The 16,779-nt window shown below is 51.5% G+C and carries 14 protein-coding genes; 2 read left to right on the forward strand and 12 right to left on the reverse strand.

The window, feature by feature from the left end:
• Positions 1–18: 18 nt before the first annotated feature.
• Complete coding sequence (locus tag J1836_RS07115; protein ID WP_207250382.1) at positions 19–1,026, reverse strand: TRAP transporter substrate-binding protein; 1,008 nt, start codon at positions 1,024–1,026, stop codon at positions 19–21.
• Between the two features lie 366 nt (positions 1,027–1,392).
• Between J1836_RS07115 and J1836_RS07120 the strand changes: the two genes are divergently transcribed.
• Together J1836_RS07120 and J1836_RS07125 are read left to right on the forward strand one after the other, a co-directional pair.
• Positions 1,393–3,666: an NADP-dependent malic enzyme gene (locus J1836_RS07120; protein ID WP_207250383.1), complete on the forward strand. Its 2,274-nt coding sequence runs from the start codon at positions 1,393–1,395 to the stop codon at positions 3,664–3,666.
• Positions 3,667–3,699: 33 nt separating this feature from the next.
• Positions 3,700–3,960 (forward strand): hypothetical protein, encoded by a 261-nt coding sequence (locus J1836_RS07125; protein ID WP_207250384.1) that lies wholly within the window; start codon positions 3,700–3,702, stop codon positions 3,958–3,960.
• Between the two features lie 25 nt (positions 3,961–3,985).
• Here J1836_RS07125 and rtcR read toward each other — a convergent pair whose 3' ends face one another.
• The 11 genes from rtcR to J1836_RS07180 all read right to left on the reverse strand — a co-directional run bounded on the left by rtcR (position 3,986) and on the right by J1836_RS07180 (position 16,712).
• Positions 3,986–5,578, reverse strand: a complete 1,593-nt coding sequence (gene rtcR, locus J1836_RS07130; protein WP_207250385.1) for an RNA repair transcriptional activator RtcR — start codon at positions 5,576–5,578, stop codon at positions 3,986–3,988.
• Positions 5,575–6,978, reverse strand: a complete 1,404-nt coding sequence (locus J1836_RS07135) for an ATP-binding protein (RefSeq protein WP_207250386.1) — start codon at positions 6,976–6,978, stop codon at positions 5,575–5,577. The genes rtcR and J1836_RS07135 overlap by 4 nt, the downstream gene beginning before the upstream one ends.
• Positions 6,979–7,043: 65 nt before the next feature.
• Entirely contained in the window at positions 7,044–8,723 is a 1,680-nt protein-coding gene (locus J1836_RS07140; protein ID WP_207250387.1) for a restriction endonuclease subunit S, read from the reverse strand.
• Positions 8,720–10,447 (reverse strand): class I SAM-dependent DNA methyltransferase, encoded by a 1,728-nt coding sequence (locus tag J1836_RS07145; protein WP_207250388.1) that lies wholly within the window; start codon positions 10,445–10,447, stop codon positions 8,720–8,722. Before J1836_RS07145 ends, J1836_RS07140 begins: the two co-directional genes overlap by 4 nt.
• A 68-nt stretch (positions 10,448–10,515) precedes the next feature.
• Positions 10,516–10,941: a type II toxin-antitoxin system VapC family toxin gene (locus tag J1836_RS07150; RefSeq protein WP_207250389.1), complete on the reverse strand. Its 426-nt coding sequence runs from the start codon at positions 10,939–10,941 to the stop codon at positions 10,516–10,518.
• Positions 10,941–11,180, reverse strand: a complete 240-nt coding sequence (locus J1836_RS07155) for a CopG family transcriptional regulator (RefSeq protein ID WP_207250390.1) — start codon at positions 11,178–11,180, stop codon at positions 10,941–10,943. The genes J1836_RS07150 and J1836_RS07155 overlap by 1 nt, the downstream gene beginning before the upstream one ends.
• A 58-nt stretch (positions 11,181–11,238) precedes the next feature.
• A complete protein-coding gene (gene hsdR, locus J1836_RS07160) occupies positions 11,239–13,587 on the reverse strand; it encodes an EcoAI/FtnUII family type I restriction enzme subunit R (protein ID WP_207250391.1) in 2,349 nt (782 codons plus the stop codon).
• 99 nt (positions 13,588–13,686) lie between these two features.
• Positions 13,687–14,475 (reverse strand): molybdopterin dinucleotide binding domain-containing protein, encoded by a 789-nt coding sequence (locus J1836_RS07165; RefSeq protein ID WP_242632760.1) that lies wholly within the window; start codon positions 14,473–14,475, stop codon positions 13,687–13,689.
• Positions 14,448–14,966, reverse strand: coding sequence for a hypothetical protein (locus J1836_RS07170; RefSeq protein ID WP_207250392.1), 519 nt, complete (start codon positions 14,964–14,966; stop codon positions 14,448–14,450). The genes J1836_RS07165 and J1836_RS07170 overlap by 28 nt, the downstream gene beginning before the upstream one ends.
• Before the next feature lie 2 nt (positions 14,967–14,968).
• Positions 14,969–15,511: a polymorphic toxin type 44 domain-containing protein gene (locus tag J1836_RS07175; protein WP_207250393.1), complete on the reverse strand. Its 543-nt coding sequence runs from the start codon at positions 15,509–15,511 to the stop codon at positions 14,969–14,971.
• 388 nt (positions 15,512–15,899) lie between these two features.
• Complete coding sequence (locus tag J1836_RS07180; RefSeq protein ID WP_207250394.1) at positions 15,900–16,712, reverse strand: molybdopterin dinucleotide binding domain-containing protein; 813 nt, start codon at positions 16,710–16,712, stop codon at positions 15,900–15,902.
• Positions 16,713–16,779 lie beyond the last annotated feature (67 nt).

Consider the following 16,779-nt stretch of genomic DNA (forward strand, 5'->3'; position numbering starts at 1 on the left):
TCTCCCCGCGCCTTCCACTTATTTAGAAGGATCAAACCCAGTGGCTTTGTAAATGGAGTCGATCAGGTCTTTGCCCATGCGATCTGCCATTTCCGCGTGAACGGGTGCAAGTGCTTTCTGCATTGCTTTCACTTCGTCTTCAGTCGGGGTATAGACTTCAGTTTTACCAGAGGCTTTCACGGCTTCCAGTGCCTTGTCATTTTCTTCCTTGGCGATTTGGTTGGCGAAATCGGTGGATTCTTTCATTGCTTCATCCAAGCCTTTGCGCACGTCTTCCGGCAGTTTTTCCCAGAAATCTTTGTTCGCAATGACCGCGTAACCCAAGTAACCGTGGTTGGTGACGGTTGCGTTCTTCTGCACTTCGTGCATTTTTTGGGTGAACAGGTTGGATGGTGGGTTTTCAGTACCGTCAACAACGCCGGTTTGTAGGGCTTGGTAAGTTTCGGAGAATGGCATGACTTGTGGGTTTGCGCCCAAGGCACGCATTTCCGCTTCCAGTACTTTGGAAGATTGGATACGCATTTTCAAGCCTTTGTAATCATCCGGGGTTTTCAGTGGTTTGTTGGCGCTCATCACCTTGAAACCGTTATCCCAGTACGCCAAGCCTTTTACGCCTTTGGCTTCCAGTTTGGTCAGCAAGCCAGCACCAATCTCGCCTTGGGTAACTTTGTGCAGGTCGTCGTAGTTGCGGAACAGGTAAGGCAGGTCGAATACTTCAAACTCTTTCACGCCCAATGGACCAAATTTTGCCAGTGACGGCGCGAGCATTTGTACAGCACCCATTTGCAGGGCTTCCATTTCTTCTTTGTCTTTGTAGAGCGTGCTGTTGGGGTAAACTTCAACTTTGACTGCGCCTTTGGTTTTTTCTTCCGCCAGTGTTTTGAACTTGTCAGCCGCTTTGCCTTTAGGGGTATCGGGTGCAACTACGTGGCTGAACTTGATGACGATCGGGTCAGCAGCGTAGCTGTACATGCTGGACAGGCCGAGAACAACAGCGGTAGTCAGGGTCAGTAAGGTCTTTTTCATCTCTCTCTCCAAAGAATTGCGGTTAAACACGGTTTCAGTATTGGAAGAAACGTGCCAACTCTCCCTATTTTGCCAATAAAGATTTAAACTTTTTTAAAAACAATGGCTTAATAAAAATTTTCGCATTGCACAAAAGTCAGGTAATATCAGATAGACGGCGGTATTCCGCCAGAATGCCATTGGTCGGGCGGCGGATTTCCGCCACCTAACGGCGTTTCTGACAAGACACCCCGTTTTTCCCAGAAATACAAAACACTTACGCATCATTCAGTTAGCAAGAAAATGACAAGTTAGCCCAATATCGGCACGATTCTTCCATAAGTGTCGGGGCTACGTTTCGATAATTGCTTTAGGATAACCACCGCTATGAAAGACGAATTAGACCAAGCCGCACTCGACTACCACCGCTTCCCGCAACCGGGCAAACTCGAAGTCACCCCCACCAAAAACATGGCGAACCAGCGCGATTTAGCACTGGCGTATTCCCCCGGTGTGGCGGCAGCCAGCCTTGCGATTGCGGCTGACCCTGCTTGTGCGGCGGATTACACCAGCCGTGGCAATCTGGTAGCGGTCATTTCCAACGGCACGGCGGTGCTGGGCTTAGGTTCGATTGGCGCACTCGCTTCCAAACCCGTCATGGAAGGTAAGGCGGTATTGTTCAAGAAATTCGCAGGTGTAAATGCCTTCGACATTGAAATGGACACGCTCGACGTTGACCGTTTAGTGGATGCGATCAGCTTACTCGAACCGACCTTCGGCGGTATTAACCTCGAAGATATTAAAGCGCCGGAATGTTTTGAGGTGGAAAAACGCCTGAAAGCGATGATGAAAATTCCGGTGTTCCACGACGACCAGCATGGCACGGCGATTTGCGTGGCAGCAGCAATCCGTAACGGTTTGCGCGTCGCGGGTAAGAATATCGAAGACGTGAAGTTGGTGTGTTCTGGCGCGGGTGCGGCGGCGATTGCCTGCATGAATTTGCTGGTCGAAATGGGTTTAAAGAAAGACAATATCATTGTTAACGACCGTTTCGGCATTATCTACAAAGGTCGGGTCGAAGAAATGAACCCGTACAATGCTGCCTACGCCATCGACACCGATGCCCGCACGCTGGATGATGTGATGGACGGCGTGGATGTTTTCCTCGGTTTGTCCGCGCCACGTGTGCTGAAACAGCACCACGTTAAGGTGATGGCGGAAAACCCCCTTATCCTTGCGCTCGCCAACCCTGAGCCAGAAATCCGCCCCGAACTGATTTACGAAGTGCGTTCTGACGCGATTGTTGCCACCGGACGCAGCGATTATCCGAATCAGGTGAACAACGTGCTGTGCTTCCCGTTCCTGTTCCGGGGTGCGTTGGATGTGGGTGCCACCGAAATTAATGAGGCGATGAAAATCGCGGTGGTCGAAGCGATTGGCGACCTTGCCATGCGCGAAGCCTCTGACGTGGTGGTCTCGGCGTATGGTGGCGCGGAATTCCACTTCGGGCGCGACTACCTGATTCCCAAGCCATTCGACCCGCGCCTAATGACGATTATTCCGCCGCGTGTTGCCAGAGCCGCAATGGAAAGCGGGGTCGCCACTCGTCCGATTACCGATTTCGAGGCGTATGAACGCCAACTGGAAAGCTTCGTGTTCCGCTCCGGCATGACCATGAAGCCGGTGTTTGAAAAAGCCAAGCGCAACCCGCAACGCATCGTGTTTGCCGAAGGTGAATCGCAGCGTGTCATCAATGCCGTGCAGCAGTTGGTGGACGATGGCATTTGCAAACCGATCTTGCTGGGCAATCCTGAGCTGATCCAACGCAATATCGAAGCTTACGATCTGCGCCTGAAAATCGGTGAAAACATTACCGTGGTTGACCCGCGCAATAATCCTGATTACGAACGTCATGTGGAAGAGCATTACGCCGCGATGTGCCGCAAGGGTGTAACGCCGACCTATAGCCGTCGCGTCATGACAGCACGTACCACGCAAATTGCAGCGGTGATGGTGCGTTGTGGCGATGCTGACGCGATGATTTGCGGGGTGGAAGGCAATTTCATTTCGCACCTGCATTATGTGCGTGATTTGATTGGGGCGCGTCCCGGTTTGAGCGATGTCGCGGCGGTCACGATGCTGATTTTGAAGCAAGGTACGTATTTCCTCACCGATACGCATGTCGGGGATGATCCAACGGCGGAGCAGCTTGCGGATAATACGGCGTTAGCGGCGGAATTGGTGGCAGGGTTTGGGTTTGAACCAAAAGCCGCGTTGCTGTCGCATTCCAATTTCGGCAGCCGCATGAATGTGCATTCCGCTAAAATGCGCCGCACGCTGGAAATCTTGCGTGAAAAGCACCCCGATTTGCTGGTGGAAGGTGAAATGCACGCGGATGCAGCGTTATCGCAAGAAGTCCGTGATCGCATGTTCAAAGGCGCGGCGTTTGAAGGCGAAGCGAATTTGTTGGTGTGCCCTGACCTGAATTCGGCGAATATCGCTTATAACATGACCAAAATGTTGGCGGATGGCTTACCCGTGGGGCCGATGTTGGTAGGGACAAATTACCCCGCGCATATCCTTACCGAAAGCACCACGGTGCGCGGTATCGTGAACATGGCAGCGTTTGCGAGTGTTGAGGCAATGGCTCGCAAGGTGTAAGGTTTGCTAACAAACTCAACCTAAGGAACGGCTATGAAAATTCTCGGCACGTTGGCATTTTGCCTTGCTACTTTGTGTGCTTGCACGCCACCGACAGATAATACCGCGCTTACGCGTGCTACCGTGCGCGGTACGACGGTGCAACCTGATCCGGTTGAAGCGAAAATCCGCAGCCTTGAAAAAGCGGGTCAATTGAAGGTGTTAAGCGTGCGCGAATCGTTCCCGCCGCAATTCGATCTAGAAGGTGCAGCCCCAGCGATTGCGGAAGTGCAGGCATTGAGCGGCGCAAAATAGGGAAGAGGGCGACCGGCTGGTCGCCCTAACTCAATTCCGCAAACGTTAGCCCGTATTTTTGCAAATACACCCGTAGTCGGTGCGAATCGTTCGCGCTGGCGCGTTGCGTGCGACTGATGTTGAATAGGGTGCGTCCTGCATCCGCCAAACTTTTAGCAGCGCGGCATACGCGGATGACTTCCGCCAATTGCACGCGGTCGAAATGATCAATGTTGGCAAGCACATCGTCCGCCACAACTTCGCATAGCACGCTATCAGGATCGTTCCCGCTCGTCACGCTTTGGAAACTACCCCAATCGTAGCGCAAGCGGCGAATCTCTTCCGTCACGCTTTCTTCGGTAATGCGCCCGCCATTTGCCAACGTTGCCATGCGTGTGATGCTGGAATTGAGGTCGCGGAAATTCGCCCGCCACGTCGCTGCTGGAGTGTGCGCAAACGCGAGGTATTGTTCGCGTGCCGCTTTGTTGAAGCTGACTTTGTGCCCGACTTTGCGGGTGAATTGCTGCAATTCGTATTCGATATTCGCCTCCAAATCTTCGAGGCGGTGGCGCAAACCGGGGAGTTCATACGTCCACAAGTTGATGCGTGCCAGTAAGTCTTCGCGGAGTTTGCCATCACGTACCCGTTGGAACAGGTCGCGGTTGGTTCCGGCAATCAACTGGAAATCGCTGCTGGTTTCCTTGTCGCTGCCGAAGGGGGTGAATACTTTGTCTTCGATGGCGCGTAACAACATTGCTTGTTCGTCCAGCCCCAGTTCGCCGATTTCATCCAGAAACAGCAAACCTTTGTCGGCTTCACGCAGCAAGCCGCTGCGGGCGGTGAGTGCGCCGGTGAACGCGCCTTTCACATGCCCGAACAGTGCGGACATGGCATTGTCGCCGCGCAAGGTGGCGCAGTTGACTTCCACCAGTTTGCCGCTGACTTGCCCACGCTGCTTTTTCAGTTCGTAAATGCGTTTGGCGAGGCGTGATTTGCCCACACCGGTTGCTCCGGTGAGCAAGATCGGCGCGGCGGAGCGGATGGAGACTTGTTCGAGTTGCGCAATCAGCGCGTTGAAGGCGGGGTTGCGGGTGTCGATGCCGCCTTTCAGGTAGGCGATGCCTGCTTGGGCTTCGCGCTCGAAGCGGCTGGCGATTTGGTCGTAGCGTGATAGGTCGAGGTCGATGATTTGATACGTGCCTTGCACGCCTTCCGCACTCGGCGAGGTTTGTAGCAATTTGCCGGGGATGTAATTGGCTTCGGTGAGCAGGAACAGGCAGATTTGCGCAACGTGCGAACCCGTGGTGATGTGCACGTAGTAGCGTTGTTGCTCCGGGTCGAAACGTTGCTGGCGGGTGAATTCGTGGAGCTGGTTATAGACTTGCTCGAAGTCCCACGGGTTGGCGTAGTCGACCACGTAGGGGGTGATGCGGGCGTGCGGCGCAAGATCGCGCATGTCACGCAGGGTAACGGCAGCAAGCTCCACTTCGTCGAGGTGATGGATGAGGATGAATTCATCCACCGGAAATTCCGGGTGCATGAGGATGCTGACCGACGGTCGCCAGCGCGAGTGGCGGCGTTTGCCTAAGCCCTGCTGGTCAAGGCGCGAACCGAGGATGCTGATGACGGTGGTTTTCATGGTGCGTTTCCTGCCTGTGATCCAAGTAAAGCATCCAACCGATTCACCAGATAAAACGGAATATTCAACAATTGGAACGAGCGGCTTTGCCCATTGGACTTGGCTTCTAGCTTATCGATCGAGGGTTTGGCTGAACTGATGCGTACCGCACGTTCGGATTGCTTCTTGACCACAAATGATTGCAGCGATTTGATTGTACCGCTGCTGCCAGCCTTCACTTCCACCGGAATAATTTCGTTGCCGTGGGTGTAGAGGAAATCAACTTCTGCTTGACCTTCGGCTTTGGGCGGTTGCCAGTAATACAGTTCCGGGTTGATGTAGGCGGGTTTGGCATACAGCAATTGTTGCCCGACAAATTGTTCGGCCAGTGTGCCACGCCCTGCCATTTCCAGCGGAGCTTGCAGGATGTTTTGGGCTGGAATGCCTTGTGCTGCCAGCAATAAGCCGATGTCGATAAACAGAAATTTGCTGATGCGAATTTTGGTTTCTGCACCTAATGGCACGGCATCCGCCTGGCTGTGCAGCACGCGGTAAAACAGGCGGGCAGCAATAAAATGTTCAATCGCGGTATTCAACTGGCGGTTGTCTCCGCTACTGGTGGCGGCGAGTTCATTGGCTTGTTTGTGGGAAAATTGTTGCCCGACTTGCCCCAGTATGCCGTTGAAAAAAGTGTTCAACGTCAGCGCGGTTTGCGAACCCCGGTATTTGGCAAAATCATCACGGTAAGTTTGCAGCAATGCGCTCTGGTATTTGAGGATGTCGGCATGGCTGAAACCCGTATCCAGCCCCAACTGCACGCAATGCGGCATTCCGCCCGTGAGGGTGTAACGACGCACCAGCCCCAGCAATTTTTCGTGCAAGCTGTTGGGAATCAGGTGCATATTGCTGGCAGTGAGCATGTCTAGGGCACGTAATTTCTTGTCTGCACCGATGGCTTGCAGAAACTCATCGAAACGTAATGCGCCCATGAAATACGGCTCGATACGCCCTACCGGGCTGGGTAGCTGGTAGTCATTCAACACTTGATCGAGTAATGAGCCAGTGAGGATGACCGCGAGATTGGGCATGTCTTCCCAGAAATAGCGCAAGCAGGCGTAGGCGGCGGGGGTGGCTTGCGCTTCGTCCAGAAACAGGATCATGGGTTTGTCGGGGGTTATTTGTTCCCCGGTGATCAGGGCGACATTGAATAGCAGTTCATCGAGTTGGTAGCGCCGGAACAGGGTTTCGAGTTCGGCATGGCGTTCTAGGTTGATTTCAATGACGGGAATGCCTAGTTGTGCTCCCGCCAGACGCACGGCGGTGGTTTTCCCCACTTGGCGTGCACCACGGATCACCAGCGGCTTGCGTTGGGGTTGCTGATACCAGCGGATAATGTCGGTGACGGCTTGACGATGGAACATGATAATGCACTCCTTGCATTAAAGTGTAACATCTTAATGCAAGGAGTGTATTAAAGTGTGTGATTCTATGCGGTCACCGCCAGCACCGCTGCCGCGCTGAAATCTGCTGCCACTTGCCGCTGTTCCGTCAGCAAGGTTTCCAGCGTGTCGCACAACGCCATCAATTCATCGACTTGCGCTACGATGCGGTGTTGCTCTTCCAGTGGGGGGAGTAGAATCGTGTAATCTTTTAACGCTTTTCCAGTGAAATGTTTTATGGTTGCGCCCGTGTAATATTCCGCTAAACGTCCGCTCTCAACATCTGTTCTTAGGCATAAAAGTGCATATTGATTGAAAAGCTCATCATAGCAGCGGAAACGGTGCAGTGCTTTTTGAATCACGATTGGTTCACCGTTCCAAATAGCAGCGCGTCCAGCTTCGCCGCCTTCACAAATAACCAAATCACCGGGCAATAGGGTGATTTTTGGTAATTCATGCTCTTCTACTTTCATTTCTAACAAATCATCTAATTCAAACCGATACCATTGAACATTTGTATTGCGTAGGTATTTTACTGCTGTGCCAGAGTTTTTGGCTTGGTCTAGCATTTTTCCTAGCCGATTATCTCCGAGACTTGCAAAAGAATGCCATTGCCAGTGAGTAGCATCGCTATCGGTTAATTTGCCTTTAAGCCCTAATTCCCTGATGAGTTGGCGCAATTTCGCTATGTTTTCGAGTGCTACGGTGCGGTCTTTCAGTTTGCCGCGCCGCATCTCGCTGGGTAGCGGTAGGTTTGTGCCGTACAGGGTGTTGAAATGGGTGGCGATGCGTTGCCACGCATTTCCCCCCCTCCCTAACCCTCCCCCCGCAAGGGGGTGAGGGGACAAGAGTTCAGCGTTTTCCTGAGCATCTTCGCTCCCTTCACCCCTTGCGGGGGAAGGGCTGGGGATGGGGGTCTTCGTCACTGCCTGAACCGCCGCAGTATTCGCCTCCAGCAAATTACGCGCCTGATCATCCTGTTGCGCTTCGAGCTGATCACACAACGCCATCAACTCATCGACCTTCGCCACAATCCGCTGCTGCTCTTCTAGTGGTGGTAATGCAACGACGATTGGGTATACTTTTCTTCCTGATATAACTGGTTGAGCTGTAGCACTATCGTTTTCGTTCAGATTCTTACTCTTCAGTAGCCAAGATAGAAAAACCAAATCAATATTTTCTTCTGAGAAATATGTAATAAAAGCATTATCCGTAATCCATGCTTTATCGGGTGTAATATGTATCGACCCACAATAAAATCCGACTCTACCAATCACCAATGTTGGTTTGAAAATATTTGACTGATCATGGTATCCCGTTATTCCATTTCCACCAAAAACAGGAATTTCTCCTTTTGGATTCATCTGAGATGATGTAAGATTTTTTCCTGAGGAAATAGACAGAATACTTGCTAACCTTACCCACACCCATTTCTCCGGTAACTCAAATAGCTTTTCGTCATCAGCAATCATTGGTAATGGTTTTTCTTTTTTTATTTTTCCTGTTTTGATTAGCTGTTCTCTTTCGGCGGCGATTTTTTCAAGCGACGCTGATGCAGGTTCGTCGTTGGGATCTTGCGGGACGAGTTTGCCTTGTACTGCGAGTTGCAGGATGAGGGCGCGAAGGTTGGCGATGCCATTCGGCGCACGCGCAAACAGCGGAAACTGCGCCACAAAAGCCGCAAGATCAAAGGGAGCAAGCTCTGGAGAGTGAGGGGTATTCTTCATACTGTCTTCCCACTCAACGCCGCCGCCAACACTGCCTGCAACTGCCCCAACGTCGCTTCAATCTCGGTCTGCAACGCCCCATGCCGCGCCAACAACGCATCAGGGTCGCCCAAGGTCGATGCCTTAACGTGCGGATTCGGGCTGTCGAGGTTGTAAATCGGCCAGTAAATCCCATCCGCCTTGGCTCGCGCCTGCTTTTCCGCCTCCAACGCCTGCTCACGCTCAAGCTGATACTGCTCAATTTGCGTATTCAACGCCGCCTTGCCGTCAGCATCCGCGTCTTTCAGCTGCGCTTTCAGTTCCTTGATGGCGTGCGCCAGATTACTAACCAGCAAACGTTGTGCCTTGGCTTCATCGTTATACGGTTTGGCTTCCGACTGTTTGTCGGCTTTCAGCGTGCCGAATGGTACTTTCCATGCCTGCGCATTTTCCACGCGCCCTTCACGTTGCGCACCACCCCACCATGCGGCACACGCCGCAAACTCTTCTACCCGCAGCGGACGGGTTTTGTTATACGCCTTCACCCCCGGCGGCAACTGCATTTCGTAGTACCAAATATCTCGGGTCGGCTCGCCCTTCTCCAAAAACAGCAAGTTGGTTTTGATGCTGGTATACGGCGCAAATACCGAATTCGGCAAGCGCACCACGGTATGCAGGTTGCAATCGCGCAGCAGCATTTCCTTGATCTTGGCTTTCACGCCCTCGCCAAACAGCGTGCCATCCGGCAATACCAGCGCCGCCCGCCCTTTATCTTTGAGGATATGCACAATCAATTGCAGGAACAGGTCAGCGGTTTCGCGGGTCTGCATATCGTCATGAAAGTTCTTTTCAATGCCGTCCTCTTCCATGCCCCCAAACGGCGGATTGGTCAGCACCACGTCAAAGCGTTCCGTCGGTTTCCAGTAATCGCGTTTCCGTGCCAGCGTGTTGTCACGCATAATTTGATCAGGAACTTCAATACCGTGAAAAAACATATTGGTAGTACACAGCAAATGCGGCAGCGGCTTTTTTTCCACCCCGAAAATCTGGCGTTGCAAGGTGCGATGAGCGGTGGCATCACCCTTAACCTCATGGCGGTTCACATGCTCGATGGTGCAAGTCAAAAAGCCACCCGTACCACACGCGGGGTCAATCACCCGTTCGCCCAGCTTGGGGTTAGTCATTTGCACCATGAATTCGGTCACGGAACGCGGGGTATAAAATTCGCCCGCATTGCCCGCGCTTTGCAGGTCTTTGAGCAAGGTTTCGTAGAAATCGCCAAATGCATGACGGTCATCCAGACTTTCTAGCTCCAGCTCGTTGAGCTTGTTGATGACAGCCCGCAACAACGTGCCGTTTTTCATGTAATTGTAGGAATCTTCCATCACCTTTTTGACCACGAAGCCACGCGGATTCTTCTCACGGGTCGCAGGCAGGCTTTTCAGGGTAGGAAACAAAGTATCGTTGACGAATGTCAGCAAGGCTTCGCCAGTCTTTGGATTCTGTTTTTCTTCGCCTGTATCTGGGTCTGTAATGGTTGTCGCTGCCCAAGCACCCCAACGCAATTTCGCAGGCAAGGCGGGTTGGTAGTCGTTGCTTTCCGCCTCTAAATCCAGTTCCTGCTCGTCAAAGATGCGCAGGAACAGCAACCACGCCATTTGCCCTAAGCGTTGGGCATCGCCGTCAACACCGGCATCCTTGCGCATAATGTCTTGAATGGATTTAACAATCGTACTGATCGACATGGCATTCCTTGTTTGGGGGGCAAATCAAGGCGCGATAATAGCACTTTTGGGGCAGTGCTTCGGTGTTGCTAAAACGGCGTGCGCCAGCGTAGCCCCGGATAACGGCTAAAACCTCGATCAGTCGTGATCCATTCACATCCTGACTCAATCGCTAATGCAGCATGATAGGCATCAGGAATCAGGTTGCCTTTCGCATTCGCCGTTTCACACAAGGTTTGGAAAATACTCCAATGCCGCGTTCCCGGTGTAACGACGGTGCAATTAGGTTGCTGGCGGATTGCGGTGATGAAATCCAGCGCGTCTTCCAAAGAACTCGGCGGGTTAAAAATTTTCGGATGAGTCACGATACGCAAAAAACCACTCAAAACCAGCTCCGATACCGCAAAGTTGGCATCTGAATTGATCACGTCTTCCAGCCATTGCAAGTAAGCGGCATGGTTGATGGCATCTTCGCGGTGGGCGTAAACCAATACATTCACATCACACAGCAGCATCAGTCAGCCTCCATCAAATCTAACAGCGCCGCATTGCTATCCAGATCAACCCCACGATGGATACCCTGACCTTGCACGGTCTTCAGCCTTACCCGAATCCGGTTTTTCTGCATGGGGCGAGCCATCAGCTTTTCACGCAGGGCTTCTTCTATCAGTGCAGTAAAGGTTCTACCGCTGGCGAGTGCATATTGCCGCGCCATTTCGTGTAGGTGATTATCCAGTTGAATGGTCGTTCTCATGTGCCAATACCTCATTAAGCATCAATATGCTAAGTATCTGCATCACAACATCAGCACGTCAAGTGCTTGCATACAATTGCTGCTCCAGCACTTGCAGGGCTTCGTCGTATTTGGCGCGTCCGCCGAAGGCTTGCATGATCTGACGCGGTGTACCCAGTTGTTTGATCGGCTCTTGTTGAAGCGCCTCAATAGCCTCAAGGCTTTCCACGCCTTGCTCGACGTATTTATCCAGCAAGGCTGCCAGCACTTTGGCGGCTTGTTCACCGTAGCGGGTAAACACATCACGCTTTTTGACTTGCAAGGCACGATCACGGCGCGTCAGCGGCGGCTGGTCATAGACCACATGGCAAATCAGGTCGAAGGCATCCAGCTCTTTACCGACCTTGTTTTCCAGTTCATCCCAGATAACGCCGTGGGCTTGCAGTTCGGCAATAATGGCGCGTTTGCGTTCGGCTGCGTTCCAGTGTTTCAGGAAAGCATCCAGATTGCGGTAATGTTTACTCACGGCTTGGCGGGTGTAATCACGAATGGATTCCGTCACCAGCCCGTCTTTGCCGTAATACTGGGTGCGTTCTAGCACGACTTCAACGGATTCGCCCTCGATGTAATATTTCACGCGTGGCTGGGGCGGCTTAGGGTCAACGACTGTGCCGTTGTCGTTATCGTCAGGTGGTGTTGGGTCTGTATCATCGAGATCGGTTTCATCGGGATCAAGCGTACCATCATCCTCACCGCTAGGGGTGTAAACCCGGACAGGTTCACCATCAAACGCATCATCCTTAAAGTTTTGGGTCGCGCCCTTGAAGTCGATAATCGTGAACCATGTTTTGCCGTAATCCTCATCAATGCGCGTACCCCGCCCGATGACCTGTTTGAACTTGGTCATGGATTCGATGCGCTGATCCAGCACAATCAGCTTGCAGGTTTTGGCATCCACGCCGGTACTCATCAACTCCGAGGTGGTGGCGATGACCGGATAGGGTGAGCCTGAATCAATGAAATACGACAACTGCGCCTTGCCTTCGGCATTGTCGCCCGTGATTTGCATGATGTAGCGTTCATCTTCCGCCACTTTGTCACCATTGAGGTTTTCCAGTGCCAGCTTCATGCGATTGGCATGATCGACATCGGCGCAAAACACGATGGTTTTATCCATGCGGTTGGTGGCTTTGAGGTGCTGGGTGATGATGCGGGCAACGGCTTGGGTACGTTTCTCAACCACCAGCGAACGGTCAAAATCCCGCTGGTTAAAAGTACGCGCTTCAATCACCTTGCCGTATTTGTCTTTTTCACCGGACTTGGGTGTCCAGCCTTCTTTATCAAGGTCAAAATCAATTCGCACCACTTTGTAGGGCGCAAGAAAGCCGTCATCAATGCCCTGTTTGAGCGAGTAAGTGTAAATCGGCTCACCAAAATAATAGCTATTGGAAACGGTAGTGGTTTCCTTGGGTGTTGCCGTTAAGCCTAAGTGTGTCGCACCGGAAAAATAGTCCAGAATCTCACGCCATGCGGAATCTTCCGCCGCACTGCCACGGTGGCATTCATCAATCACAATCAGGTCAAAAAAGTTGGGCAGGAATTGCTTGTAAATCTTTTTGGCTTCGTCGTTGCCAGTGATGGCTTGATACAGCGACAAATACACCTCGTAATGTGTTTCCACCTTGCGGTCTTCGATCTTAGTCATGGTCGTGCCGAATGGTCGGAAATCGTTGTTCTTGGTTTGATCCACCAGAATATTGCGGTCAGCCAGAAACAGGATGCGCTGTTTGCGCCCTGCTTTCCACAAGCGCCAAATGATCTGAAACGCGGTAAAGGTTTTACCCGTGCCGGTTGCCATCACCAGCAACACGCGATTTTTGCCTTGGGCGATGGCCTCAATGGTCTTGTTGATGGCTTGCATCTGGTAATAACGCGGGGCTTTGCCGCTGCCATCGTCGTAGTAATCTTGCCCCAGCAGGGCTTGCTGGTCGGGTTGGTAGTCTTTCCAGCGACACAGCTTTTCCCACAAAACGCTTGGGGTGGGAAATTGGTCGAGTGTCAGTTCAGTATTGGGCTGTTCCAGATTGGTTTTGTCATGAAAGATAAAGCCATCACCGTTGGAGGTGAATACGAACGGCACATCCAGCATCTGCGCATAAGCTCGCCCTTGATCTTGCCCCGCGCCGATGCTTTTGGTGTTCTTCTTGGCTTCAATAATCGCCAGCGGAATATTGGGTTTGTAAAACAGGGCGAAGTCGGCACGTTGCGGTTTACCACGGCTGCTGACTTGCCCGCGCACATGAACCTTGCCAGCCGTCAGTGGGAATTGCTGGAAAACCTGTGTCATCACATCCCACCCCGCTTTGTGCAAGGCGGGGATGATGTATTTGGTTTCCATGTCAGTTTCGGATTGTTGCCGCTTGTCCATGAGTAGCCCTAACTCGTGTACGGTTGAAGATGTGGCTAATATAACATCGACAGATTATTGGGTATAAAAAATATTACAGGGTAATAGGCAACACGGGATTTAGGCAACTTCCACCAAACAATCATAAAACGTCGCTGCATTCCCCAAGTCGGTGAGGGCTTGGCTGGCAACTTCATTGCAGTTTTTGCCATCGCGCCCCATTTTTTTCCACCAGATCGAATACGCCATCACCACGCCGGGGCGGATGCGCTCAGTGATTACCGCTTTTACCTGAAATTCACCACGCTCATTGAAGACCCGCAGGTCTTGTCCTTCCTGAATACCACGTTGGGCAGCATCCACAGGATGAATTTCAAGGGTTGGTTCTGTTTTTTTGGTACGCAGACTATCCACATTCACAAAGCTGGTGTTGAGGAAATGCCGGTCAGGTGGGCTGATTAGCATCAGCGGGAAACGTGCCGCCAAGGCGGGGTTGCTTTGTGGCGATTCATACGGTGGCAAATAATCCGGGAGCGGGTCTAAGCCCAATGCCGCCAGTTCGCTGGAAGCAAATTCACAACGCCCCGATGGAGTGGGGAAACCACCCTTAGCAAACGGTGCATCGGCTACCGCGAGCTTCTGCCAACCTTGGGTTTGCAGCGTTTCCCATGCCATATCACGGGTGTGGGCGTGATCCCAATGGAAGGCTTGCTTGGCAATGGTCATATCATCTGCCTGCAAGCACGCATCCGTTAGCCCCATGCGGGCCGCTATCAGGCGGAAGATTTCAGCATTCGGCTTGCCGCCGTCAGTAGCGGGGTGGTACGGGTCGCCTTCCACCTTAATGGCTCGCCCTGCTGTATTCACCGTCACCAACATTTTCACCAAGAACGGTATAAAAACCAACAAGGTTTGCTGAGTGGAAGTGTGATGCTATATACGTCAGGCACACCCACGTTGCCCAGAGGTTTACAGTTTTCGTAGTAATCGATAGCAGACATACCACCACTGACAGATAGTCCCCAAGTATCTACAATGAAACGTGCGCCTTGAATTTCAGGCTCAACTTCTGGGTAATAGCTACAAGAAACAGCCTCCAACCCCAATACCGTTCGTAGGCGCTGCATTTTATTCTTTGCTGCCATGTCGTCGTCTGTCCAGATTACTTGCGCTCCCGTTTTTTCACTCAGGTGGAAAGCTTTTCCGTCATCAGTGATCTCCATGATATTAGGGAACGTCTTACACATGTTTTTGAGTTCTTCAAAACGTTCGTAGTGACTAGTGAAATATTGTGAGACCTTTTCATCGGGGGGATGACCAATAAAAAAGTCGCACCCGGTGAGGTTTAAAAGAGAGAGCCAGAGCACTAACCAATGGGAAATGCGGGAGTGATAGGCCATTATTAGTTTTTGCGCTCTTGTTCATGATAAAAATTCCAGCCATCTAGAATGTCGGCAGCATCCCCAGCATTATCAAACCATTCATAACCAGCGTGGGTGAGATACTCAGCTTCCTCGGCATCTTCAGAAGAAACATCAGTGACTTGATCCAAAATCTTATCTAGAACAGGCGTATTGATGGGATTTCCATCCTGTAGGAAGTGTTGAACTAATCCAGCACCGGCCATTGATTCTGCTAATGTAAAATCATTGGCGGCGGCAACATAACCAAAGTGGAAATTACCGAAGCGTTGCAACATGTTTTGACCACCAATCATGTCTTGGTTTTTGCTGGCTAGCTTATCATTTTTGTAATCCCATTTACCCGTAGGGCCAACGGCAAGTACAAAGTCTATCGGGTTCATGTCTCTCGCTTCTTTAGCATTTCGGAGAAGATTGATGCTGCCATTTTTTTGTGTACCAGCCTGTAGAAAATCTTGGAAGCCATTTGTTTGCAGCAAATCTTGGATCGGTGGAACACAAGTTTTACGGATACTACCCTCCATCGTCATTCTTGTTGCTGAATGCGATCAGTGATGCACGATGCAAGTCCAAAGGTGTTAGCTTTGTAAGGTGAATTTTTCGATAAAGTGCAAGTTTTGGGTTCCATCCCTGAGTATCCTGTTGGCTAATAGATGTATATTCAGGTTATGCCAAAATGTCGGTGTAGCCCTATCCAACCGTACTATTGGTTGAGATATGTCGATAAATGGCAATGGAAGTGAAAAATCTTCTAGCTCTGTACACGACAATTTTTTCTGTAGCTCTGTAAGTGTTTGATTTTTTGTTGTAGGTATAAACCTTGAAGAATGATAAATCAGTGAGTTACAAGCGGTCAGAATTTTTTGTCGTGTACAGAGAAAAAATATTACGGGGTAATGGGCAACATGGAATTTAGGCAACTTCCACCAAACAATCATAAAACGTCGCTGCATTCCCCAAGTCCGTGAGGGCTTGGCTGGCAACTTCATTGCAGTTTTTGCCATCGCGCCCCATTTTTTTCCACCAGATCGAATACGCCATCACCACGCCGGGGCGGATGCGCTCAGTGATTACCGCTTTTACCTGAAATTCACCACGCTCATTGAAGACTCGCAGGTCTTGTCCTTCCTGAATACCACGTTGGGCAGCATCCACAGGATGAATTTCAAGGTTGGATAGCCGGATTACTGAGCAAGATGTAACGGTGTCCATACGATTTGTGGATGTCGCCATGCTCCAATTGCGTAGTGGCGGGTAACAAACCCCTGCACCATAGGTGGTACGCATCCCGGCAGCACCTGCACTGGCACAAATGGTGCGGTCTAGCCGTGACCCACCCAGTTTATTGAACAAGCGTGCGGCCATGCCTTCACTTTGCACATAGCCCATGGTTCCGCCATAGCTATACGGCACAATGGCTTCGGGTGCGCGTTGGGCAATAGCTTGGAGGCGGGAGGCAATTTCATCCAATGCCTCATCCCACGTAATACGGACAAATTTGCCTTCACCCTTGTTACCCATCCGGCGCATCGGGTACAGCAAACGGTCTTTGTGGTAGGTGCGTTCGGTATAGCGCGTGACCTTGGTGCACAATACGCCGTCAGTAGCGGGTTGGTTCGGGTCACCTTCCACCTTAATCGCCCGCCCTGCCTCATTCACCGTTACTAACATAGCGCAGGTATCCGGGCAATCGTGGGGGCAAGCAACACGGACGACAGTAGACATAGCAGCACCTAAGGTTAAATCCAATTGCCACCAGCTTAAACAATCAGCTTTAGTACTGCAATTCGTT

It is taken from the genome of Thiothrix fructosivorans (assembly GCF_017349355.1).
In the GTDB taxonomy this organism is placed as follows: domain Bacteria; phylum Pseudomonadota; class Gammaproteobacteria; order Thiotrichales; family Thiotrichaceae; genus Thiothrix; species Thiothrix fructosivorans.

What these genes read in the sequence shown, in the direction of transcription:
- J1836_RS07115 (WP_207250382.1), bottom strand. Translation starts at nt 1,026, where the DNA reads ATGAAAAAGACCTTACTGACCCTGACTACCGCTGTTGTTCTCGGCCTG.
- J1836_RS07120 (WP_207250383.1), top strand. Translation starts at nt 1,393, where the DNA reads ATGAAAGACGAATTAGACCAAGCCGCACTCGACTACCACCGCTTCCCG.
- J1836_RS07125 (WP_207250384.1), top strand. Translation starts at nt 3,700, where the DNA reads ATGAAAATTCTCGGCACGTTGGCATTTTGCCTTGCTACTTTGTGTGCT.
- rtcR (WP_207250385.1), bottom strand. Translation starts at nt 5,578, where the DNA reads ATGAAAACCACCGTCATCAGCATCCTCGGTTCGCGCCTTGACCAGCAG.
- J1836_RS07135 (WP_207250386.1), bottom strand. Translation starts at nt 6,978, where the DNA reads ATGTTCCATCGTCAAGCCGTCACCGACATTATCCGCTGGTATCAGCAA.
- J1836_RS07140 (WP_207250387.1), bottom strand. Translation starts at nt 8,723, where the DNA reads ATGAAGAATACCCCTCACTCTCCAGAGCTTGCTCCCTTTGATCTTGCG.
- J1836_RS07145 (WP_207250388.1), bottom strand. Translation starts at nt 10,447, where the DNA reads ATGTCGATCAGTACGATTGTTAAATCCATTCAAGACATTATGCGCAAG.
- J1836_RS07150 (WP_207250389.1), bottom strand. Translation starts at nt 10,941, where the DNA reads ATGCTGCTGTGTGATGTGAATGTATTGGTTTACGCCCACCGCGAAGAT.
- J1836_RS07155 (WP_207250390.1), bottom strand. Translation starts at nt 11,180, where the DNA reads ATGAGAACGACCATTCAACTGGATAATCACCTACACGAAATGGCGCGG.
- hsdR (WP_207250391.1), bottom strand. Translation starts at nt 13,587, where the DNA reads ATGGACAAGCGGCAACAATCCGAAACTGACATGGAAACCAAATACATC.
- J1836_RS07170 (WP_207250392.1), bottom strand. Translation starts at nt 14,966, where the DNA reads ATGGCCTATCACTCCCGCATTTCCCATTGGTTAGTGCTCTGGCTCTCT.
- J1836_RS07175 (WP_207250393.1), bottom strand. Translation starts at nt 15,511, where the DNA reads ATGGAGGGTAGTATCCGTAAAACTTGTGTTCCACCGATCCAAGATTTG.
- J1836_RS07180 (WP_207250394.1), bottom strand. Translation starts at nt 16,712, where the DNA reads ATGTCTACTGTCGTCCGTGTTGCTTGCCCCCACGATTGCCCGGATACC.